Raw genomic sequence first — 20,817 nt, 5'->3', positions numbered from 1 at the left:
GAGGGCTTGCCATGGTGAACACAGTCTTTGCCGTCACGGGTTTGACCTGCGCCACGTGCCTCGCGGAGCTGCTCGAGCAGGTCAGGTCCCTTGACGAGGTTCAGCAAGCGGCAGCCGACCTGATCGTGGGCGGCTCCACGGTGATGGTCGTAGTCAGCGAGCGTGGGGTAAGCGCACCCAAGATTCGGGCGGCGGTCCGGGAGGCCGGCTTCTCGCTCGAGCTGGGCAGGACGATTTGGCCACCGCACACCGGTCCGGACCACCTTCTGGCCGCGGCGATGGCCAAGACTTCGTCCGGCACGTCCGTCTGGAGCGGCGGTGTACGTACCTGGATCTGAAGGCACCGCCAGATGCCCGCACGTCGAACGGCGTCCTTTCGGTGAGAGTTCCTTCAAGAGGCTCTTCTGCGTTCTTGCCGGGCGAAATGTGCCGAGACGTTGATCTCAAGCAAAGTAATCGACTCCAAAGTAAGGGGAACACCATGAACAGGATGCCCAAGATGGCGTGGATCCTCATAGGGGTGCTCGCGGTGGGCGTGGCGCTCTGGGCGCTCGGCGTCCCCGGACGAGTTCTCCTCAGCTTCGGATTCTTCGGCGGCATGATGCTCATGCACGGTGGCCACGGTGGCCACGGTGGCCACGGTGGCCACGGTGGCCACGGTGGGGGCTCTCAGGGTGATCAGCACATCGGGCACGAGGGCTCGGACCGCCTTTCCGAAGGGCGGCCCCAGCGCCCTGGCGGGCATCAGCACTGACCGGCCAAGCTCGCGAGGTGGGCCACGGGGGAAGCCCGAAGCCCACGCAACCTCGGGACTGCGGGTCGGCGCGGTCACGCAGCGACCCAGCGACCCTCAGTCGCCCAAGGGCGCGCGTCCGAGGGTCGAGGTGCGTGACGGCAGCTGCAACGATCCCGCTCGAGCGGCCGGCGCCGATGGCGGCCCGGCCGGGCGCCGCGAGCACGCAGGGCTCCAGGCCGGGCGCGACTGCCCGGCGCCGCGGCGACGGCACGCAGGCTTCGTCGAATCTTCATCGTCGATCACGTTGCACTGATACCCATACGGGGTATACCTATCGGTGATCAAGGTGATCAGGGACGTCTCGATGAGGTGGTGGGTTCTGTGACCGGTGGCAGTGCGGCGGTCCTCGCGCTCGGCGTGGGTTTCACGGCCTTGGTGGCGTGGTTCTTCTTCGGTCCGAAGAAGACTCGGCGTGCGCAGCTCGACGGGGGAGTGCAGGTAGTCACCGTGACGGTCAAGGGCGGCTACAGCCCTGACCTGATCGAAGTCACGGCCGGTACGCCGGTGCGGCTCCTGTTCGATCGTCAGGAGAGCGGCGACTGCACCTCTCGTGTCGTGTTCGCCGACTTCAAGGTGAACCAGAGCCTGCCGGCGAACGAGACGACCGCGGTCGATCTGCTTCCCACTGTGCCCGGCGACTACGAGTTCGCGTGCGGGATGAACATGATCCGGGGCCGGCTCCGGGTCGTGGGCGACGCCGAACCGGCCGGGACCCTCGATCGCGAGCCCGCGCTGGTCGGGGTCGGGGGTGCAGCTAGGGACGGGCGGCACGACCACGCCCAGATGTCCGCACCCGCTGTCGCGCGGCCGGCCACGGCTCGCCTCGAGCAGGGGGTGCAGGTTGCCGACATCGAGGTGGCCGGCGGTTACAGCCCCGATGTCACACGGGTCGCCGCCGGTGTGCCGCTGCGGCTGCGGCTGGCGCGCTCGGAGGACTCGGCCTGCTCCGAGCGGTTCGTCATGACGGAGCTCGGGCTCGATGTGCAGCTGGCGGCACACGGAACCACGGTGGTTGACCTGCCGCCGCTGGCCGAAGGTGCCCACGAGTTCACCTGCGGGATGGGCATGCTCCACGGGACGATCCTCGTCGGCGACGCGGCGTCGTCGTCCCCGTCGGACGACCACGGACGCGCGGTGGCTGTTGATGGGCTGGGGTCGGCCGCCGAGCTGGAGGACGCGGAGGCTCGGGATCGGGCCGCCGAGATCGCCGACCTGAAGAGGCGGGTGGTCTTCGGCGCGGTGGTGAGCACGCCGGTGCTGTTCGCCGTGATGGCGACCTCGATCTTCGGGGCTCAGTGGGTCCCGGACCTGCTGATGAACCGCTGGTTCCAGCTCACGCTGATCACGCCCGTGATGTTCTACACGGGTTGGCCGATCCACAAGACCGGGTGGCTGGCGCTGTCCCACCGCAGTGCCGACATGAACTCCCTGATCACGCTGGGCACCATCGCGGCCTACGGCTACAGCCTGGTGGTGACCACGGTGCCGACCCTGCTGCCGCCGCTCGCGCGGGAGGTGTACTACGAGGCGGTCGGGGTGATCATCACCTTGATCCTGCTGGGCCGGCTGCTGGAGACCAAGGCCAAGGCTGGCACCGGCGAGGCGATCCGCACGCTGATCGGCCTACAGCCCCGGACCGCCCGCATCGTGCGCGACGGGGCGGAGATGGAAGTCTCGATCGAGGACGTGCGCCGCGGTGACGTGGTCGTCGTCCGCCCTGGTGAGAAGCTGCCCGTCGACGGAGAGGTGCTGGACGGGCGGTCCGCGGTCGATGAGTCGATGGTCACCGGCGAGCCCATGCCAGTGACGAAGAGTTCCGGGGACGTCGTCATCGGGGCCACGATCAACCAGACCGGGTCGTTCCGGTACGTGGCGACCAAGGTCGGCGCGGACACGATGTTGGCGCAGATCATCCGGCTCGTGCGCGAGGCACAAGGCTCCAAGGCGCCGATCCAGCGGCTGGTCGACCAGGTCTCGGGGTACTTCGTGCCCGCCGTCATGATCGTCGCCATCTGGACGTTCGTCACCTGGGCTCTCGTGGGTCCGCCGCCTGCCCTGGTCTTCGCCCTGGTCGCGGCGGTGTCGGTGCTCATCATCGCGTGCCCGTGCGCGCTCGGTCTGGCGACCCCGATGTCGATCACGGTCGGCACCGGAAAGGGTGCTTCTCACGGGATCCTCATCCGCTCGGCGGAGGCTCTGGAGACCGCGCACAAGCTGAACACGGTCGTGCTGGACAAGACCGGCACGATCACCAAGGGCACTCCGGCGCTGACCGACGTCCTGCCCGTCGCCGGTTTCGACGCCGATGAGGTCCTCGCGCTGGTGGCGGCGGTCGAGCGCTCCTCGGAGCACCCGTTGGCAACCGCCATCGTGGCAGGCGCGAGGGATCGCGGGCTCGTCCTGCAGGAGGCCGAGGGCTTCGACTCGGTCACCGGCCAGGGCGTGCGCGCCTATGTCGGCGGACGCGAGGTGCTCGTCGGGAACGTTCGTCTGCTTTCCGCGGCAGGGATCGACCCGGCACCTCTCACCGCGGACGTGACCAGGCTGGCCGGGGACGGGAAGACGCCGATGCTGGTCGCTCTCGACGGGCGGGCTGCGGGCGTCGTCGCGGTGGCCGACACGGTCAAGCCGGGGTCGGCGGCCGCGGTGGCGGCGCTGCGAGCCAGGCACATCGAGGTCGTGATGATGACCGGGGACAACCGGGACACCGCGGCCGCGATCGCTCGCCAGGTTGGCATCACCCGGGTCGTCGCGGAAGTCATGCCCGAGCACAAGGCCGCCGAGGTCAAGCGGCTGCAGGCCGGCGGCCGTGTCGTCGGCATGGTGGGCGACGGCATCAACGACGCCCCGGCACTGGCTCAGGCCGACGTCGGCTCGGCCATCGGCACCGGCACGGACGTGGCCATCGAGTCCAGCGACATCACCTTGATCTCGGGCGACCTGTCCGCGCTGGTCACCGCGGTGGACCTCTCGCGGGCCACGATGGCCAACATCCGGCAGAACCTCACCTTCGCGTTCTTCTACAACGGGGTCGGGATCCCAATCGCCGCCGGAGTGCTCTACCCCTTCTTCGGCATCACCCTCAGCCCGATGCTCGCTGCCGGCGCCATGGCACTGTCTTCACTGTCCGTGGTCGCCAACGCCAACCGTCTGCGGCGATTCACGCCGCAGGCCGTCCTCAACGCCGCCCCGGCTCGTCCCACCGAACCGGTGGTCGAGATCGGACACGACGAAGCGGACGACAAGCCCGACCAGAAGGAGGAACACATGTTCGGCAAGGCCCAGAAGACCACCGATCCGGTGTGCGGCATGAGCGTGGACCCAGCCACCGCGAGCAGCTTCGAGCACGAGGGCGTGACCTACTACTTCTGCTCCCCGCACTGCGCGAAGAGCTTCCAGGCCAACCCGGCCGAGTTCATCGCCGGCTGACCTCGCCCCCGGCGGGCCACCCCTGAGCACAAGAGGGCGGCCCGCCGGGCGCACAACCACGTGCTCCCGCCCGTGAGGCCTGGGACTGGAACACCGTCGTCAGGTGCATGAACGGGTTGCCGGCAGGCGACGAGAGGAATGGAAGCATGACGAAGTCTCGAAGCACCGTTCTGGCGATGGGTGGTCTGCACTGGGCCACCTCCGAGCCGATCGTGGAGAAGACGCTGATGCGCCGGCCCGGGGTGCTCGCCGTGGAGGCCCACGCCTTGTCGCAGACGGCCACCGTCACCTTCGACCCGGACACCACCTCACTCGCCCAGCTGGTCGGGTGGGTCAACGAGTGCGGCTACCACTGCGAAGGCCGGTCCGTACCGGGGCACGTGTGCATTCCGATGGACGAGCCGGCAGAGGACGTCGATGCGGGGCACGGGACGCACGCCGGGCATGAGATGCATACCGGGCACGAGCCTCACGCGGTACACGATGCTCACGCCGGCCACGGCGCGGCCGCGCCGCCGGTTGCTCCTGCCGGACATGACATGCATGCGGGGCACGAGGCTCCCGGGCATGGCGGGCATGACGTGCCCGGGGGGCACGAGGAGGCCGGGCCGCCGTCGGCGCACGAGCTGATGGGTCATGGTGGTCATCACGGCGGCGGGTCGATGGCGGACATGGTGCGCGACATGCGCAACCGTTTCCTGGTCGCGCTGGTGTTCTCCATCCCGATCACCCTGTGGTCGCCGATCGGGCGCAAGTTCCTCGGGTTCACGGCGCCGGCGCCCTTTGGCCTGCGCGATGACGTGTTCATGCTGCTGCTGTCCCTGCCGGTCGTCTTCTACGCGGCGTGGATCTTCTTCGACGGCGCCTACCGGGCGTTGCGGGCCAGGACGCTGGACATGATGGTGCTGGTGGCCGTCGCGGTCGGCACGGGTTGGCTCTACAGCCTCGTCGTGACCCTGACCGGCGGCGGCGACGTGTTCTACGAGGCGGCCACGGTGCTGGCGACCTTCGTGCTGCTGGGCCACTGGTTCGAGATGCGCGCCCGTGGCGGGGCGAACGAGGCGGTCCGCACCCTGCTCGAGCTGGCGCCGCCCAGAGCCGTCGTGCTCCGAGACGGCGTCGAGAGCGAGATCCCGACCGCGGAGGTACTGGTCGGGGACCTGCTGCTGGTGCGCCCCGGATCGAAGATCCCGGTGGACGCCGTGGTGGAGGAGGGCGAGTCCGAGGTCGACGAGTCGATGGTGACCGGGGAGTCCCTGCCGGTCGGCAAGGCCCCTGGTGCCCAGCTGATCGGCGCCTCGATCAACGTCTCGGGAACCTTGCGGGCACGTGCGACGAAGGTCGGGGAGGACACCGCCCTCGCTCAGATCGTCAAGATGGTCCAGGAGGCTCAGAGCTCCAAGGCCCCCGGCCAGCGGCTGGCGGACCGGGCGGCGTTCTGGCTCGTCTTCGTCGCGTTGCTGGGCGGTACCGCGACCTTCCTGGCCTGGTGGCTGGTCGGCGCAGCCATCCCGACCGCGATGCTGTACGCGATCACCGTCGTCGTCATCACGTGCCCCGACGCCCTCGGGCTCGCCACGCCCACGGCGATCATGGTGGGGACCGGCCTGGGCGCCAAGCGCGGGGTGCTGTTCAAGAACGCGACCGCCCTGGAGACCTCCGCGCGTATCGACACCGTCGTGATGGACAAGACCGGGACCCTCACCAAGGGGCAGCCGGAGGTCACCGACGTCGTCGTCCGCGGGATGGGCCAGGACGAGGCGCTGGCGCTCATCGCCGCCGTGGAGCGCGAGTCCGAGCACCCGCTAGCCCGTGCGGTCGTCGCGCACGCCGCTGACAAGGGTGTGTCGGTGCTGGCGGCCTCTGACTTCCGCAACGTCGCCGGGCACGGTGCCACGGCCACGGTCCAGAACCACCGGGTTGTCGTGGGCAACCGGCGGCTGATGGACGCGGAGAGCATCGACCTCGGCGAGCTGGCTGGGGTGCGTGAGGAGCTGGCCGCCGCGGGTCGCACGGCAGTTCTCGCCGCGGTCGACGGGCGGGCCGTCGCCGTCGTGGCACTCGCCGATGCGGCTCGCGAGACGGCGCCCCTCGCGGTGGCTTCGCTGCACGAGCTCGGCATCGAGGTGGTGATGCTCACCGGCGACAACGAGGCCACGGCACGCCGGATCGCCGCCCAGCTCGGGATCGACACCGTCATCGCGGAGGTCCTACCGGGGGACAAGGCCGCCAAGGTTGCGGAGCTGCAACGCGCCGGGAAGCGGGTTGCGATGGTCGGCGACGGCGTGAACGACGCCCCCGCTCTGGCGACGGCCGACCTCGGCATCGCGATCGGCGCCGGCACGGACGTGGCGATCGAGACCGCCGACATCGTCCTCATGCGCTCGGACCCGCTGGACGTGCCCGTGGCGCTGCGCGTCGGGCGCGGGACGCTGCGCAAGATGCGGCAGAACCTCGGCTGGGCGATCGGCTACAACACCGTCGCGCTGCCGATCGCCGCGGGCGTCTTCGTCGCATCGATCGGGTTGTCCCTCAGCCCCGAGATCGCGGCGCTGTCCATGTCCGGGTCGTCGGTGATCGTCGCGGTGAACGCGTTGATGCTCAAGCGCTTGCGCCTTCCTGCCCAGCAGCCGCCTGCCCCGGCACAGCACGCCGTTCTCGAGCCCCGTCCGTCGGCGCCGGTGCCCGCCGGCGAGCGCTGAGCCCGCGCATGCGCGCCGGCGGCGGCACCCCCGCCGACCTTGCAGCCGCGGTGCAGCGGAGACCTCGACCGGCACGCATGCTCTGGATCACCGCGACCCTGGGCGGCTGTTTCATCGCCATCGACTGGGGGCTGCGCGATGCGCCGGTCCTGTGGTTCGCGGCCCTTCGCGCGCTGGTGGCCGGAGGTGCGCTCCTCCTGCTGGCTGCCGTACAGCGTCGGCCGTCCCCGGTCGGTGTCCGGGCATGGGGCCGCATCACGATCCTCGGTCTGGTCAACGTGACCCTCGCGTTCGGGGCCATGTTCGCGGCTGCTGCGGGACTGGCTACGGGGACTGCCGCGGTGCTCGCCAACGCCCAGCCTCTGCTCATCCTGCTGCCGGCCTGGTGGCTCTACGGTGAGAAGCTGTCCACGCGGACCACGGTGGCACTGGTGGTCGGTTTCGCGGGGTTGCTCGTCGTGGCACTGCCCGGGGGCGGTGGCAACGGCGCCGTGCTGTCGCTGCTGGCGGCGGCAGCAGTCACCGGGGGAACGTTGCTCGCCCGACGTCTCGGAGATCTCGACGTGGTCGTGGCCACCGGTTGGCACCTGGTGATCGGCGGTGTGGCACTGGCCGGGCTGGCCGGCGCGGTCCAGGGCGCTCCCGTGATCGCCTGGACGCCGCGCTTCCTCCTGTCGCTTGCCTTCCTGGCGTTGCTCGGGACCGCGGCGACGACCGCTGCGTGGTTCACCGAGGCGCGCCGCGTGCGGATGGACGCCCTGACCGCCTGGACGTTCCTGACGCCGGTCTTCGGCATCGTGCTGTCGTTCGCCTTGCTCGATGAGCGGCCACGGGGCTGGACCGCTGCGGGGCTGCTGGTGGTGCTGCTGGCTCTCTACCTGTCGCTGCGCACCTCGCCTCGCGCGGCGATACCTGCACCCGCCGACGGGCCACTGCCGGTGCGTTCCTCGCCCGGGACAGGTCATGCCTGATCCGCGATCGCCGAGGCCTGCCCCCGCCCCGACGCCCGCCGGTGCGACACCTCCCCAGGTGGCGGTGATCTTCGACCTGGACGGTGTGGTCACCGACACCGCGGCGCTCCACGCCGTCGCCTGGAAGGCGCTGTTCGACGAGGTTCTGGCTGATGACCGAGTTCCGGGGGCCGGCTCCCACCCGCTCTTCGACGCGGCCGCGGACTACCGCCGGTACGTCGACGGGCGGCCCAGAGAAGATGGCGTGCGCACCTTCCTCGCGGCCCGCGGCATCCAGATCCCCCTCGGCTCGCCGGACGATCCGGCGGGGTCGTGGACGGTCCACGGCTTGGCGGGGCGCAAGAACGCGATCTACCTCGACATGCTCGCGTCCGCGGGGGTCAGGGCCTACCCGGGCACCGTCGAGCTGATCGGCAGGCTTCGGGCGGGCGGGGTCCGGCTGGCGCTGGTCACGGCGAGCCGTAACGCGGGCGCGGTCTTGACCGCGGCGGGGCTCGACGGAGCGTTCGACGTCGTCGTCGACGGCGGGCGAGCCGCCGACCTCGGTCTCCCGGGCAAGCCGGATCCCGCGATGTTCCTCCAGGCGGCAGACGATCTGGGGGTGGCCCCGGCACGGGCCGCCGTGGTCGAGGATGCCGCGGCGGGCGTCGAGGCGGCTCACCGCGGCGGATTCGGGATGGTGGTCGGGGTCGATCGCGGTGGCCAGCGCGAGTCGCTGGAGCACGCCGGGGCGGACCTCGTGGTGGCCGATGTCGCCCAGCTGGACCTCGGCTCCCTGCGAGCGGACCCTTGGGTTCTGGTGTACGACGGTTTCGACCCGGCGCACGAGGGGCATCGGGAGGCCTTGACGACGCTGGGCAACGGCTACCTGGGGACCCGCGGCGCCGCTGCGGAACGCACGAGCGACGGGGTGCACTACCCGGGGACGTACCTGGCCGGCGTCTACAACCGCCTGACCACGCTGGTGCACGACAGGCTGATGGAGGACGAGCACCTGGTCAACGCACCCAACTGGCTGACCCTCGACGTGTGTGTCGGGGAGGGCGGGTGGTGGTCCACGGGCGCTCTGACCACCACGGCGGAGCGCCGGGAGCTGGACCTGCGGCGGGGTGTGCTGACGCGCAGCGCCGTGCTGAACGACCCGGCCGGCAGGCGGCTACGCATCACCCAACGACGTGTGGTGTCGATGGCACGTCCGCACCTGTGCGCGGTGGAGACGATGTTGGTGGCTGAGGGCTGGGACGGGCCCGTGAGGGTGCGTTCGGGCATCGACGCCGGTGTACGTAACGACAACGTGGTCGAGTACCGGGAGTTGGCCAACCGGCACCTGCGGACGGTGGCGGCCCGGGAAGCAGCCGAGGGCACCGTCCTGGTGGAGGTGGAGACGACCCAGAGTCACGTGCTGATCGCGACCGCGGCACGCACCACCGTGACGGGCGCCGCCCTGGATGGTGATCCCGTGGTGGAGCAGGACGGCGACCGGTGCGCGCTCGTGCTGGACGTGATCCTGCGCGACGGTCAACCGGTCACGGTCGACAAGACTGTCGCGATCTTCACGTCCAAGGATCGGGCCATCGCCTCGCCCGGGCTTGCCGCCATCGCGGAGCTGCAGCGTGCGCCGGGCGGACTTGCGGGTCTGCTCCCCGCCCATGTCGCGACCTGGGCACAGCTCTGGGACCGGTTCGGGCTCGCGCTGCAGGCCGACCGGCAGACCCAGCTCGTCCTCAACCTGCACGTCTTCCACGTGGTGCAGTCGCTGTCCGGGCACACCGCCGAGCTGGACGCGGGCGTGCCTGCCCGGGGACTGCACGGCGAGGGCTACCGGGGGCACGTGTTCTGGGACGAGCTGTTCGTCCTGCCGGTGCTCACCGCACACCAGCCCTGGCTTACCCGCTCCTTGCTCGACTACCGGTTCCGACGGCTCGACGCCGCACGCGACGGTGCTGCGGCCGAGGGTCTGCGCGGAGCGATGTTCCCGTGGCAGAGCGGCAGCGACGGCCGCGAGGAGACCCCGAGCGTGCTGTTCAACCGCAGGTCCGGGCGTTGGGTGCCGGACAACTCCCGGCGCCAGCGACACGTCGGCCTGGCGATCGCGTACAACGCCTGGCAGTACTTCGAAGTCACCGGGGACGTCGCCTGGCTCGGCCACCGCGGCGCCGACCTGATCATCGAGGTGGCGCGCTTCTTCTGCTCCCTGGCCACCTACGATCCGGTCGACGACCGCTTCCACATCGACGGGGTGATGGGCCCGGACGAGTACCACGACGGCTACCCCGATGCGCCGGGCGCAGGTCTGCGGGACAACGCCTACACCAACGTGCTCGTCTCCTGGGTGCTGCGCCGGGCGATCGAGGCTCTGGATCGCACGGAGGGCCACGACTGCGACGAGCTGCACGAACGCCTGCGGATCCGGTCGACGGAGCCCGATCACTGGGATCATGTGTCCAGGCGCCTGGCGGTGCCGTTCCACGACGACGGCATCATCAGCCAGTTCGCCGGGTACGCCGAGCTGCAGGAGCTCGACTGGCCCGCCTACCGGGCCCGGTACGGCAACATCGAGCGCCTGGACCTCATCCTCGAGGCCGAGGGTGACTCCACCGACCGGTACAAGCTGGCCAAGCAGGCGGACGTCCTCATGCTCGCCTACCTGCTGGGAACCGACGTGCTCCTCGAGACGCTCGCCCACCTGGGCTACCCCACGACGATGGACGCGCTCGGCCGGACGGTCGAGTACTACCTGGCGCGAACCGCCCACGGCTCGACCCTCAGTCGCGTCGTGCACGCCTCGGTGCTGGCGCGCTCGGACCCGCGGCGCGCCTGGCAGACGTTCCGGGACGCCCTCGGGGCTGACCTGGACGACACCCAGGGCGGCACCACCAGCGAGGGCATCCATCTGGGTGCCATGGCCGGCACCGTCGACATCGTCACGCGGGTCTTCGCCGGCTACCGCACCGAGAACGACGTGGTGGTCCTCGACCCGCAGCTGCCTGAGGGTGTTGTCTCGGCACAGTTCGGCCTGCTGCACCGCGGGCAGCGTCTGCAGGTGCGGATCGACCAGGACTTCGTCGAGGTGACCGCCGACCCGTGCGCGACGAACCCGCGGGTGCGGGTACGCGTGGGAGGGCAGACCGCGACGATGACTTGTGGGCACGCCGTCGTCTTCACCCCAGGCCGGGTGTAACCCCGGCTCCGTCCTCGCCGCGAGCCCGGGAGGTCCGGCTTACCTGCGCGTCGACGCGACACGGGCCTCCGGGTCGTGAAGGCGACGTCCCTGCACGACCCGGAGGCGCTGGGTCAGGTCAAGGTCGCGGGCGTCAGCCCGCGATGGCGAAGGTGACCGGATCGGCGTCGAAGATGTCGAGGCAGCGAAGGCAGCAGAAGTAGTACCGGTGCCCTCGGAAGTCCCTGACGAGGCCGCTGTTCTCAGCCTCGGACTTGACCGTCTTGTTGCCCTTCACCGCGCAGGTGACGAGCTGGTCGCCCGGAGCGGCGACAGCGTCGTGGTGGTGACCGTGCTCCTGCCCGTGTCCGCCGCCACAGCCCTCGTGGCCGTGACCTTCGTGGTCGTGCGACATCGAATTCCCCTCTCCTTGACCTGTTTCGCGGCGACTTCTCACCGCCTTGTCCGCGTGGATCTGCCACGCGGCGCTGCTGGTGGCGATGGGGCGGATGGCCCCCGTTGCCCTTCCCACGGCCTCCGGCCGCCTAACCGTGGTGTGCGGCGTGCCCTGCCGGCTCGGAGACCACGGGGCCGGGGACAGGAGGCGCGGGCGGGGTGCGGGCGCCGCTGATCAGTGGTCCGACGACAAGCGTCGAGACCGCGAAGGCGACGGCGAACAGGGCCAGTGCCAGTGCGGGTGCGCGCCAGGTACGGAACCGGCGGTGCAGTCGCAGCAGCATCGGAACCGAGGCGGCCAGGCCGAGCAGCCCGAACAGGATCGTGCCGCCGGTGCCTGCGATGAGCGCGACACCGAGCAGTGGTCCGATGTGGTGCAGCACGTGGGGTGCCAGTCCCACGATCGCACCGACTGTGGCGGTCGCGGCGGTGGCCAGTCGCCCCCGTAGGGTGCGCGGCGGTGCCGAGGTGGCGGGTGCGTCGGTCGTGGTCATCGTGACACCGGGGTGGGGTCTGAGAGCGCCGAACCGGCGGGGGCGATCGGGCCCGGCCGGCCGCGCTCGTCTCGCAGGCCGGCGCGGGCGATCAGGACGCCGCCGACCACGATGCCGAGCAGCGCCCACAGCTGCGGCTGGGTCAGGCCGGCGAGCACCGGGGTGTTGATCCGCAGGAGCTCCACGAGGAACCGGGAGATGCCCGACAGCACGAGGTAGGCGCCGAACACCCCGACGGGTGCGAGGTACCGCTCGAGCCGCCACAGGAGGAGGGTGATCAGCACCGCGGCGAGGGTTTCGTACAGCGGGGTGGGGTGCACCGGCACGGAGGTCGGCACGATGCCGTTGGTGAACGTCACTCCCCACGGCAGCGTCGTGGGCGTGCCGTAGGTGCCGTCGCCGGACAGGAAGCAGCCGATGCGCCCGATGCCGTAGGCCAGGGCCAGGGGAGCCGCCGTCGCTCCGACGACCTCGGCCAGGGGCAGGCCGTGGCGTCGGATGATGACCAGCGCGGCGACGATGCCGCCGATCAGGCCGCCGTACCAGGTGAAGCCCATGCCGCCCAGGTGGTGCAGGCTGAAGTCGGACAGGTGCTCCAGGACGTAGTAGATCTTCGCGCCGACGAACCCCCAGATCGTCGCCCACAGCACGAGCGAGGTCGCCGAGTCCTTCGGCAGGCCGCGGCGGGTGAACGCGCGTCCGAGCAGCCACATGGCGACCAGCGCGGCGGCGGCCTTGCTGACGCCGTAGCTCTGGACGTGGAAGCTGCCGATCGAGAACAGCACCGGTAGCACGTGGATCTCCTCTCCTGGCCCGACGTCGATAGCGCCGGCTGATGGCGCGACGAGGCGCCCGACGACCACGGTGGGGCCCGATCCCCACGGGTCCGGCTGGGGTCCGATCAACGTTCGATGAAGATCCGCTGCACTCGCTGGATACCAATACGGGGGAGGGGTATACCGGAAGACGTGCAGGTCCGGCAGCTGGTCGGATCGAGGATCCGGGTCGAAGGGTGGAGAGATGAGCACGACGACGTACCTGGTGCAGGGCATGACGTGCGGGCACTGCGTGGGGTCGGTGTCCCGTGAGGTGGGCCGGCTGGCGGGTGTCACCGGGGTGGACATCGAGCTGGTACCGGACGGCGTCACCACAGTGACGGTCCGCTCGGCGGCACCGCTGGACACGACACGGGTGGCCGCTGCGGTTGCGGAGGCCGGCTACGAGCTGACCGGCGCGCTGTCGTGAGCGACGCGGGCCGGCTGGCGGCCTTCGCTCTGGTGCTGGCGCTTGCCTTGTTCGCCGGTCTGGGGATCGGTGCGGCCGTCGGCCCGCTTCGCGCCAGCTCGGGGACGGATCCGGTTGGCTCGACGAACGGCGCGCTGTTCGCGCAGGTGGGCCCGACGGAGGTGGCGCGGTGAGCACGGCGGTCCAGCTGGAGATCGAGGGCATGACGTGCACCTCGTGCGCCGCCCGCATCGAGAAGCGGCTCAACCGCCTCGACGGGGTGCAGGCGAGCGTGAACTTCGCCACCGAGCGCGCCACCGTGCAGCTGCCCGACGGCACCAGCGTGGAGCAGGCGATCGCCGCCGTCGAGGAGACCGGCTACGCGGCGCGGGTCCACGACCCGGCGCCCGCCCCTGGCTCGCCGGTGGCCGCTGACAGCGCGGACGTGGGGGCGCCGCGCGAGCCGGACCCGCTGCTTCGTCGACTGCTCATCAGCGCCGCGTTGGCGGCACCGGTGCTCGTGCTCGCCACGGTGGAGCCGTTGCAGTTCGAGCACTGGCAGTGGCTGTCTCTGACGCTGGCCGCGCCGGTGGTGGTCTGGGGCGGTTGGCCCTTCCACCGAGGGGCGTGGAAGAACCTGCGGCATGGTGCCGCGACGATGGACACGCTGATCAGCGTCGGGGTGTCGGCTGCGTTGCTGTGGTCCTTGTACGCGCTGTTCTTCGGCACGGCCGGGGACCCGGGCATGCGGATGGGCTTCAGCCTGGTGCCGCGACGCGGGGGCGCCTCGAACGAGATCTACCTCGAGGTCGCCTCCGTCGTGACGGTGTTCATCCTGCTCGGCCGGTACTTCGAGGCTCGCGCCAAGCGGCAGTCAGGTGCGGCGTTGCGCGCCCTGCTGGCGATGGGCGCGCGGGACGTGGCCGTGCTGCGCGACGGCGTCGAGGAGCGGATCCCCGTCGAACAGCTGGCGGTCGGCGACCTGTTCGTCGTGCGACCGGGGGAGAAGGTCGCCACCGACGGGATCGTGACCGACGGCGCCTCTGCAGTGGACGCGTCCATGCTGACCGGCGAACCCGTGCCGGTCGAGGTGGGGCCCGGCGACGAGGTCGTCGGTGCCACGGTCAACGCCGGCGGGCGCCTGGTGGTGCGCGCCACCCGGATCGGTGCGGACACCCAGCTGGCGCAGATGGCCCGGCTGGTCGAGGAGGCACAGAGCGGCAAGGCACCGGTACAACGGCTGGCCGACCGCATCTCCGGAGTGTTCGTCCCCGTGGTGATCACCCTCGCGGTGGCCACGCTCGGCTTCTGGATCGGCGCCGGCGGCGGGGTGGAGCTGGCGTTCACCGCCGCGGTGGCGGTGCTGATCATCGCCTGCCCGTGCGCGCTCGGCCTGGCCACGCCCACCGCCTTGATGGTGGGCACGGGTCGTGGCGCGCAGCTCGGGATCCTGATCAAGGGCCCGCAGGTGCTGGAGTCCACCCGACGGGTGGACACGGTGGTGCTGGACAAGACCGGCACGATCACCACCGGCCGGATGGTCCTGGTCGCCGCAGTCCCGGCCGCCGGGGTCGACGAGGACGAGCTGGTGTCGCTGGCCGGGGCGCTGGAGGACGCCTCCGAGCACCCCATCGGAGCCGCCGTGGCAGCCGGTGCGCGCGCCCGCGGCGGGGACCTTCCGCCGGTGACGGACTTCGTCAGCACGCAGGGGCTGGGGGTGTCGGGCACCGTCTCGGGCCAGTTCGTCGCTGCCGGCCGGCCCGCGTGGTTGATGTCGGAGTGGGCCCTGACCATGCATGAGGACCTGGCCATCGAGCTGGACCTGGCCGAGCATGCCGGGCGGACCGTGGTGGCCGTTGCCTGGGACGGGCAGGTGCGCGGCCTGCTGGTGGTGACCGACACGGTCAAGCCGACCAGCGCACAGGCCGTCGCCGAGCTGAAGGGCCTGGGCCTGCACCCCGTGCTGCTGACCGGCGACAACGAGCGTGCTGCGCGGACGATCGCCGCCGAGGTGGGCATCACCGACGTCGTCGCCCAGGTACTCCCGCAAGACAAGGTGGCGGTCATCCGCGACCTGCAGGCCCAGGGCCGAGTCGTCGCGATGGTCGGCGACGGCGTCAACGACGCGGCGGCACTTGCCCAGTCCGATCTGGGCATCGCGATGGGCACCGGCACGGACGTCGCGATCGAGGCCAGCGACCTGACCGCCGTCCGCGGCGACCTGCGCGCCGCGGTCGACGCCGTTCGACTGGCGCGACGCACCCTGGCCACGATCAAGGGCAACATGTTCTGGGCCTTCGCCTACAACGTCGCCGCGATCCCCCTGGCGGTCTCGGCCGTGCTGAACCCCTTGATCGCAGGGGCGGCGATGGCGTTCTCCTCGGTGTTCGTCGTCACCAACAGCCTGCGGCTGCGCCGGTTCCGCGCCGTGTCCACCCAGGTCACCGTGCCCGTGGCGAAGGGAGTCTGAAATGAACGCCGAGGTCTCGCAGGAGCAGCTGCGCCGCCTGCGGCGCATCGAGGGGCAGGTGCGCGGGATCGCCGGGATGGTGGAGGCCGATGCCTACTGCATCGACATCCTCACCCAGGTCGCTGCCGCCTCCCGCGCGCTGCAGGCGGTGGCCCTCGGGCTCCTGGACGACCACATGAGCCACTGCCTGGTTGAGGCCGCCCGCCACGGCGGCGAGCTGCAAGAGGCGCGGCTGCGCGAGGCGTCGGCCGCGATCGCCCGGCTCGTGCGCAGCTGAGCCACCGGCCGGCCCGAGGAGCGAGAAGGGAGCTGCGATCGAGATGGGAACGCACAGCGGGCCGCAGGCGGGTCCGGTGCTGGCAGCGACGGGCGTGGACAAGTCGTACCGCACGGGCGTCTGGCCGGTCCGCCGGTCGGTCCACGTGCTACGCGGGGTCGACCTCACCCTGTCCGGCGGGGAGGTGGTGGGCCTGGTCGGGGAGAACGGCTCGGGCAAGTCCACGCTGATGCGGGTCCTCGTCGGCGCACTCGCGCCGGACGCCGGGTCGGTGTCGTGGTCGGGTCGGCTGGGCTACTGCCCGCAGCACCCACAGCTGTATGAGCGGCTGACCTGCGACGAGCACTTCGAGGTCTTCGGCCGGGCGTACGGGATGCCGCCGCCCCAGGTACAGGCAGCGCGCACAGCCCTGTACGACTCTCTTGGCTTCCAGAGTTACGCGTCGATGCAGGCGGCCCGGCTGTCCGGCGGCACCTCGGCCACGCTCAACCTCGCGCTTGCCCTGCTCGCCGACCCGCCGGTGCTGCTCCTGGACGAGCCGTACGCCGGCTTCGATTGGGACACGTACCTGAAGTTCTGGCAGATCGTGGAACAGCGCCGCGCGGCCGGGCGCACCACGTTGCTGATTAGCCACTTCGTGGCGGACGAGGACCGGTTCGACCGCATCCTCGAGCTGCGAGACGGGCTCGCGGTGCCGAGATGACCCGCATGCTGGTGCGCCGGTTCCTGCTGGACCACGCCCGCAACCGCACCACGGTCGTGGTCCTCGTCCTCGTGCCCGTGGCCTTCGTCCTGGTGGCCGCGCCGACGCTCGCCGACGCCGCGCGGCTGCTGGGGGGCCGGGGTGGTGGACCCGCCGTCGAGGTCGCGACTGCGGGCTGGGCTGCGGCATTCGTCGCCGGGATGGCGATGTACCTGCAGGTGACCGATTCGCGGCAGGCGGACCGGAGGTTGGTGCTGGCCGGGGCCAGGTCGGGGCAGCTGGCGATGGCCCGGGTGCTGGTGGGCCTGGTCCTGGCCGGGGTGGCTGCCGCGGCCGCGTTCGGAGCGCTCGTCTCGCGGGTCCACGTGCACCAGCCCTTGCGGGTCGCCGCCGGTACGTTGCTGGCGGCCGTGGCCTACCTGGTGGTGGGCGCCGTGGTCGGCACCCTGGTTCGGGTCCCGGTCAACGGCGCGGTCCTCATCCTGTTCATCTGGATCGTGGACGTGTTCTTCGGGCCGAACCTCAGCGGGACCGCGACCCCGGCGCTACGGGCGATGCCGCTGCACTACGTGTCCCTGTGGACCACCGACGTCGTCTCCGGGCACGCCGGCCGTGCCGGTGACCTCGGACTCGCGCTCGGATGGGCCGGCGGCTCCCTGCTGGTCATGGCTCTGATGATCGCGCTCGGGGCGCGCCCGCACCGCCGTCGTGCCGTCAGATCGCGACCTGGATCCGCGCGTGGCCAGCTGGGTGCGGCTCTTCGGGTCGGGTGGCTCGAGCTGCGTCGCAACCCGGTGCTGTGGGTGCTGCTCGCGCTGGTTCCCGCGGTCTTCGTGCTGCTCTCGGACGCCATCACCCCCTCCGGTGCGACACCGGTGGTTGTCGTCGAGCACGGGGTTCGCCTCACGCAGGTGTTCGACCCGGCCAAGATCCATGCCGGCACGATGGCGCCGATCGCCGTCGCCTCGCTGGCAGCCCTCGTTGGGGTCTTCCTCTCCGTGGACGCCGGTCCGGCTGACCGTCGTCTCGTGCTGGCGGGTCTGCGCCCCGGTGCGCTGGCCGGTGCTCGCGGCCTTGTGGTCGCCGCAGCTGCTGTGGGGGTCACGGCCGTGACTGCGGCGGTCACCGCCACGGTCTTCGACGCACGCCAGTGGCCCGCGTACCTCCTGGCGAACGCGGTCCTGGCCCTGACCTACGCGGCGCTAGGAGCTCTGGCCGCACCGCTGCTCGGGCGGGTCACCGGAGTGTTCGTCGCGTTCCTCGGGCCCTTCCTCGACGTTGGCCTGGCGCAGAGCCCCATGCTGCGCGCAGAACCATCTGCGTTGGCACACCTGCTCCCCGGGTACGGCGCCGTCCGCCTCGTCGTCGACGCCGGACTGACCGGCTCTTTCGACGCCGACGCCGACGTGTGGCTCGCCATCGCGTGGGTGCTCGCCCTGGGCGCCATCTCCGCTGGTGCCCTGCGGCACCAGGTGAGGTCACGGGCGCGGGTCAACTTCATCACGTCTTGATCGAACGTCCAGAAGAACTTCGCAGCAGCCCCGCAAGCATGGCGTCATGCGAGCCCCGACCCCCGCCTGCCCCTCCGAGCGCCCGCACCCCCGACGGTGCGCTCCAGGCCCGGGTCGGGGCCGCACCACGCTGCGCGGGGCCGCCGAATCGTGAGCGCCGCGTCGCTTGCTGGCTCGTTCCCCACAACCCACGCCCGCACGCACGCCACGGCCGCGGCACCCACCGCTGCCCCCGGCCCCAGCGTCCGACGCCGCGACCTCAGGGCCACGAGCCCGGCACGTCCGCGACCGGCCGGTGCGGCGCGCATGGTGGCGCGCGGGCTGCTGATCCTCGCCATGATCGCCGCACCGACCTGGGTCGCGAGCTCGGCAACCGCCGGAATGCGGGACGCCGCCGACCAACCCACCACGATCGAAGCCCTCACAGCACCGGCGGACTTGACCCCTCCGGCCGCCCTGAGTGCACCGGCCGGAGCCACGATCGAGCACGCCTCACGCAGCGCATTCCGGGACAGCCCGCCAGCCCCGAGCCCTGTCGGCACGTCGCCTTCGGAGGTGCTGGCCGCGGCGGAGTGCTCGGGCGTCGTGTCGGGGGCGATGACCAACGGGCGGCTGGCGGCGGCGAATCTGTGCGACCTGTGGCAGAAGCCCTACAAGGACCGAGCAGACGCTGTGGTCACGGCGTTCGCGATGAACGACGCGTTCGTCGCGAAGTTCGGCCGCCCGATGTGCCTGACGTCCGGCTACCGCACCTATGAGGAGCAGGCGCGCCTGCGTGCCGCCGAACCAGGGATCGCGGCGGCGGCCGGGACGAGCAACCACGGGTGGGGCCTGGCGATCGACTTCTGTCCGAACACGTACGGCGGCGCGGCCGGGGTGTGGCTACGGGCCAACGGTCCGAAGTTCGGCTGGGACAACCCCTCCTGGGCTCGCCCCGGTGGTTCAGGCGCGTTCGAACCGTGGCACTGGGAGTACGTGTCGGGTGTCAAAGCGCTGGCCAAGTGAGAGCCCTGGGCGCCCAAAACTTGAGCGGATCTTCATCGTCCGGGCCGACCGGCACGGGTTGACGTCCCTGAAACTCGAAGGGACTTAAGTCCCACCACCAAGGAGCCGTCCAGTGACCGCCTTCCTCGCGCACGCCACGCGCAGCCCACGACGCTCGGCCCGATCGGCACTCACGCTCGCGGTCGCGCTCGCCGCGACCGCGAGCCTGACCGCCTGCGGGTCCGCGTCGGGCGGTGCCTCGGCTCAGCCCTCGTCTCCCGCCGGCGTCAACGAGTCGGCGGCGCCCACACCGTCCACCACGTCCACGCACAACGCCACTGACACGACGTTCACGCAGATGATGATCGTGCACCACCAGGGCGCCGTGCAGATGGCGCAGCTGGCAGCCGACCGTGCGGTCACCTACGAGGTCCGCGCCCTGGGCAAGCGGATCGTCGCCGCCCAGGGTCCCGAGATCGAGCGCATGTCCCGATGGTTGGCCAGCTGGGGTGAAGCCGCCCCCTCGGGGCTGGACGGCGCCAGCGACACCGGAATGACCCACTCGAGCATGCAGGTCGACGGGATGGACCAGTCCGACGCGACAGCGGACCTGACCGGACGGACCGGCAAGGACTTCGACCGTCAGTTCCTCACTCTCATGATCGCTCACCACCAGAGCGCCCTCGACATGGCGAAGGTCGAACAGACCCAAGGCCTGAACGCCGATGCGGTCGAGCTGTCCGGCAGCATCGCCACGACGCAGACCGCCGAGATGGACGAGATGCGCGCCATGATCAGCCGCCTCACGGCCTCCTGAGCCGACGCGGCGGGTCGTCGACCGACCGTCCAGCCTTCACCGACTCTTGATCGGTCCTGAGGACTGCGTTGATGCGTGACCGCAACCCTTGAGACCAGGGACGCCGGTCGGCGCCCCGTCGAGCGGCTCGTACACCGAGGAGGTCGGGCATGGCCCCGTGGTGCAGCACCTCGTCAGGCCTGGGCTGGGTCGCGATGGTCGCCGGCTGGGTGCTGGTCGTCGGGCTCGCGGTTTGGGCGGTCTGCCGGCTGTTCCCCGGCCAGGCGCGTCCCGACGCTCGCACGCTGCTGGAGCAGCGGCTCGCGGCCGGGGAGCTCGACGCCGAGCAGTACCGGGAGCTGCGGGACACCCTCGACGACCGGTCAGGAGCGAAGGGCACACCGTGAAGTCGCACGCGAAGCACATGGTCATCGGAGGCGCGGTCATCCTCGTCGCGCTGATGGCCTTCGGGGTCAGCTGGCGCCAGGCTGCGCAGTGGGCGGTCCTGCTCGCCTGCCCCGTGATGATGATCTTCATGATGGCCGGCGGCCACGGGCACGGCGGACATGGCGGGCACGCCGGCCACGGCGATGCGGGCGATGACGCAACAGACCCCGCACGCCGCGATCAGATCGGGCCGGACCGTGAGCGCATCGACGGTCCGTCCACGTCGGCTCCGCATGACCACGGGTCGCACTGACCTCGTCGCCACCACAGCTGGAACGCCCGGGCGGTCCCCTGCCGCCCGGGCGTTTCCTTGCGCACCCGCAGCTCGACGGCCGCTACGGCAGAAGAGCCCGCTCGTTGCCGCACCCCGAGCACCCCGGCCGTGGCCAGGAGGGCG

The 20,817-nt window shown here is 71.1% G+C and carries 19 protein-coding genes; 15 read left to right on the top strand and 4 right to left on the bottom strand.

Going from position 1 to position 20,817, the window contains the following annotated elements; all coding sequences use genetic code 11:
* The first annotated feature begins 11 nt into the window (after positions 1-11).
* On the top strand, positions 12-338 hold the full coding sequence (locus ACFQTY_RS14385) for a heavy-metal-associated domain-containing protein (protein WP_378101624.1): 327 nt from the start codon (positions 12-14) through the stop codon (positions 336-338).
* A 53-nt stretch (positions 339-391) separates the two neighbouring features.
* Here ACFQTY_RS14385 and ACFQTY_RS14380 read toward each other — a convergent pair whose 3' ends face one another.
* The gene (locus tag ACFQTY_RS14380) at positions 392-649 is read right to left on the bottom strand and encodes a hypothetical protein (protein ID WP_378101621.1); all 258 of its coding nucleotides are present in this window, start codon (positions 647-649) and stop codon (positions 392-394) included.
* Between the two features lie 468 nt (positions 650-1,117).
* Here ACFQTY_RS14380 and ACFQTY_RS14375 point away from each other — a divergent pair, with 468 nt between their 5' ends.
* The 4 genes from ACFQTY_RS14375 to ACFQTY_RS14360 all read left to right on the top strand — a co-directional run bounded on the left by ACFQTY_RS14375 (position 1,118) and on the right by ACFQTY_RS14360 (position 11,079).
* Positions 1,118-4,225, top strand: a complete 3,108-nt coding sequence (locus ACFQTY_RS14375) for a heavy metal translocating P-type ATPase (RefSeq protein WP_378101618.1) — start codon at positions 1,118-1,120, stop codon at positions 4,223-4,225.
* 146 nt (positions 4,226-4,371) lie between these two features.
* A complete protein-coding gene (locus ACFQTY_RS14370; protein ID WP_378101615.1) occupies positions 4,372-6,927 on the top strand; it encodes a heavy metal translocating P-type ATPase in 2,556 nt (851 codons plus the stop codon).
* A gap of 77 nt (positions 6,928-7,004) precedes the next feature.
* Positions 7,005-7,898: a DMT family transporter gene (locus tag ACFQTY_RS14365; RefSeq protein WP_378101612.1), complete on the top strand. Its 894-nt coding sequence runs from the start codon at positions 7,005-7,007 to the stop codon at positions 7,896-7,898.
* Between the two features lie 64 nt (positions 7,899-7,962).
* On the top strand, positions 7,963-11,079 hold the full coding sequence (locus ACFQTY_RS14360; RefSeq protein ID WP_378101609.1) for a beta-phosphoglucomutase family hydrolase: 3,117 nt from the start codon (positions 7,963-7,965) through the stop codon (positions 11,077-11,079).
* A 133-nt stretch (positions 11,080-11,212) separates the two neighbouring features.
* On the opposite strand, the gene ACFQTY_RS14355 is transcribed toward ACFQTY_RS14360, so the two are convergent.
* The 3 genes from ACFQTY_RS14355 to ACFQTY_RS14345 all read right to left on the bottom strand — a co-directional run bounded on the left by ACFQTY_RS14355 (position 11,213) and on the right by ACFQTY_RS14345 (position 12,802).
* Positions 11,213-11,473 (bottom strand): hypothetical protein, encoded by a 261-nt coding sequence (locus tag ACFQTY_RS14355; RefSeq protein ID WP_378101607.1) that lies wholly within the window; start codon positions 11,471-11,473, stop codon positions 11,213-11,215.
* Positions 11,474-11,603: 130 nt separating this feature from the next.
* Positions 11,604-12,008, bottom strand: coding sequence for a hypothetical protein (locus ACFQTY_RS14350; RefSeq protein ID WP_378101605.1), 405 nt, complete (start codon positions 12,006-12,008; stop codon positions 11,604-11,606).
* Positions 12,005-12,802 carry a prolipoprotein diacylglyceryl transferase gene (locus ACFQTY_RS14345; protein WP_378101603.1) on the bottom strand — a complete coding sequence of 266 codons (798 nt, stop codon included), beginning with the start codon at positions 12,800-12,802 and terminating at the stop codon, positions 12,005-12,007. The genes ACFQTY_RS14350 and ACFQTY_RS14345 overlap by 4 nt, the downstream gene beginning before the upstream one ends.
* A gap of 226 nt (positions 12,803-13,028) precedes the next feature.
* Here ACFQTY_RS14345 and ACFQTY_RS14340 point away from each other — a divergent pair, with 226 nt between their 5' ends.
* The 10 genes from ACFQTY_RS14340 (at position 13,029) to ACFQTY_RS14295 (ending at position 20,673) form a co-directional block, all read left to right on the top strand.
* Positions 13,029-13,253: a heavy-metal-associated domain-containing protein gene (locus ACFQTY_RS14340; protein ID WP_378101601.1), complete on the top strand. Its 225-nt coding sequence runs from the start codon at positions 13,029-13,031 to the stop codon at positions 13,251-13,253.
* Positions 13,250-13,426 (top strand): hypothetical protein, encoded by a 177-nt coding sequence (locus tag ACFQTY_RS14335; protein ID WP_378101598.1) that lies wholly within the window; start codon positions 13,250-13,252, stop codon positions 13,424-13,426. Before ACFQTY_RS14340 ends, ACFQTY_RS14335 begins: the two co-directional genes overlap by 4 nt.
* On the top strand, positions 13,423-15,702 hold the full coding sequence (locus ACFQTY_RS14330; protein WP_378101596.1) for a heavy metal translocating P-type ATPase: 2,280 nt from the start codon (positions 13,423-13,425) through the stop codon (positions 15,700-15,702). Before ACFQTY_RS14335 ends, ACFQTY_RS14330 begins: the two co-directional genes overlap by 4 nt.
* A gap of 1 nt (position 15,703) precedes the next feature.
* Positions 15,704-15,979 (top strand): metal-sensitive transcriptional regulator, encoded by a 276-nt coding sequence (locus ACFQTY_RS14325; RefSeq protein WP_378101594.1) that lies wholly within the window; start codon positions 15,704-15,706, stop codon positions 15,977-15,979.
* A gap of 43 nt (positions 15,980-16,022) precedes the next feature.
* Positions 16,023-16,682 carry an ATP-binding cassette domain-containing protein gene (locus tag ACFQTY_RS14320; protein ID WP_378101591.1) on the top strand — a complete coding sequence of 220 codons (660 nt, stop codon included), beginning with the start codon at positions 16,023-16,025 and terminating at the stop codon, positions 16,680-16,682.
* Positions 16,679-18,193 (top strand): ABC transporter permease, encoded by a 1,515-nt coding sequence (locus ACFQTY_RS14315; protein ID WP_378101588.1) that lies wholly within the window; start codon positions 16,679-16,681, stop codon positions 18,191-18,193. The genes ACFQTY_RS14320 and ACFQTY_RS14315 overlap by 4 nt, the downstream gene beginning before the upstream one ends.
* Before the next feature lie 306 nt (positions 18,194-18,499).
* Entirely contained in the window at positions 18,500-19,198 is a 699-nt protein-coding gene (locus tag ACFQTY_RS14310; protein WP_378101586.1) for a M15 family metallopeptidase, read from the top strand.
* Between the two features lie 112 nt (positions 19,199-19,310).
* Entirely contained in the window at positions 19,311-19,994 is a 684-nt protein-coding gene (locus ACFQTY_RS14305) for a DUF305 domain-containing protein (RefSeq protein WP_378101584.1), read from the top strand.
* 149 nt (positions 19,995-20,143) lie between these two features.
* A complete protein-coding gene (locus tag ACFQTY_RS14300; RefSeq protein ID WP_378101581.1) occupies positions 20,144-20,380 on the top strand; it encodes an SHOCT domain-containing protein in 237 nt (78 codons plus the stop codon).
* Positions 20,377-20,673: a DUF2933 domain-containing protein gene (locus ACFQTY_RS14295; protein WP_378101579.1), complete on the top strand. Its 297-nt coding sequence runs from the start codon at positions 20,377-20,379 to the stop codon at positions 20,671-20,673. Before ACFQTY_RS14300 ends, ACFQTY_RS14295 begins: the two co-directional genes overlap by 4 nt.
* Positions 20,674-20,817 lie beyond the last annotated feature (144 nt).

Origin of the sequence: Cellulomonas sp. T2.31MG-18 (genome assembly GCF_964266755.1) — a bacterium.
In the GTDB taxonomy this organism is placed as follows: domain Bacteria; phylum Actinomycetota; class Actinomycetes; order Actinomycetales; family Cellulomonadaceae; genus Cellulomonas.
The sequence above is the reverse complement of the archived record's forward strand: the minus strand, read 5'-3'. Positions and strand labels throughout refer to the sequence as shown.

Coding starts and splice junctions, on each gene's coding strand:
- ACFQTY_RS14350 (WP_378101605.1), bottom strand. CDS start 12,008: ATGACCACGACCGACGCACCCGCCACCTCGGCACCGCCGCGCACCCTA.
- ACFQTY_RS14310 (WP_378101586.1), top strand. CDS start 18,500: ATGGTGGCGCGCGGGCTGCTGATCCTCGCCATGATCGCCGCACCGACC.
- ACFQTY_RS14340 (WP_378101601.1), top strand. CDS start 13,029: ATGAGCACGACGACGTACCTGGTGCAGGGCATGACGTGCGGGCACTGC.
- ACFQTY_RS14315 (WP_378101588.1), top strand. CDS start 16,679: ATGACCCGCATGCTGGTGCGCCGGTTCCTGCTGGACCACGCCCGCAAC.
- ACFQTY_RS14370 (WP_378101615.1), top strand. CDS start 4,372: ATGACGAAGTCTCGAAGCACCGTTCTGGCGATGGGTGGTCTGCACTGG.
- ACFQTY_RS14355 (WP_378101607.1), bottom strand. CDS start 11,473: ATGTCGCACGACCACGAAGGTCACGGCCACGAGGGCTGTGGCGGCGGA.
- ACFQTY_RS14300 (WP_378101581.1), top strand. CDS start 20,144: ATGGCCCCGTGGTGCAGCACCTCGTCAGGCCTGGGCTGGGTCGCGATG.
- ACFQTY_RS14385 (WP_378101624.1), top strand. CDS start 12: ATGGTGAACACAGTCTTTGCCGTCACGGGTTTGACCTGCGCCACGTGC.
- ACFQTY_RS14365 (WP_378101612.1), top strand. CDS start 7,005: ATGCTCTGGATCACCGCGACCCTGGGCGGCTGTTTCATCGCCATCGAC.
- ACFQTY_RS14320 (WP_378101591.1), top strand. CDS start 16,023: ATGGGAACGCACAGCGGGCCGCAGGCGGGTCCGGTGCTGGCAGCGACG.
- ACFQTY_RS14325 (WP_378101594.1), top strand. CDS start 15,704: ATGAACGCCGAGGTCTCGCAGGAGCAGCTGCGCCGCCTGCGGCGCATC.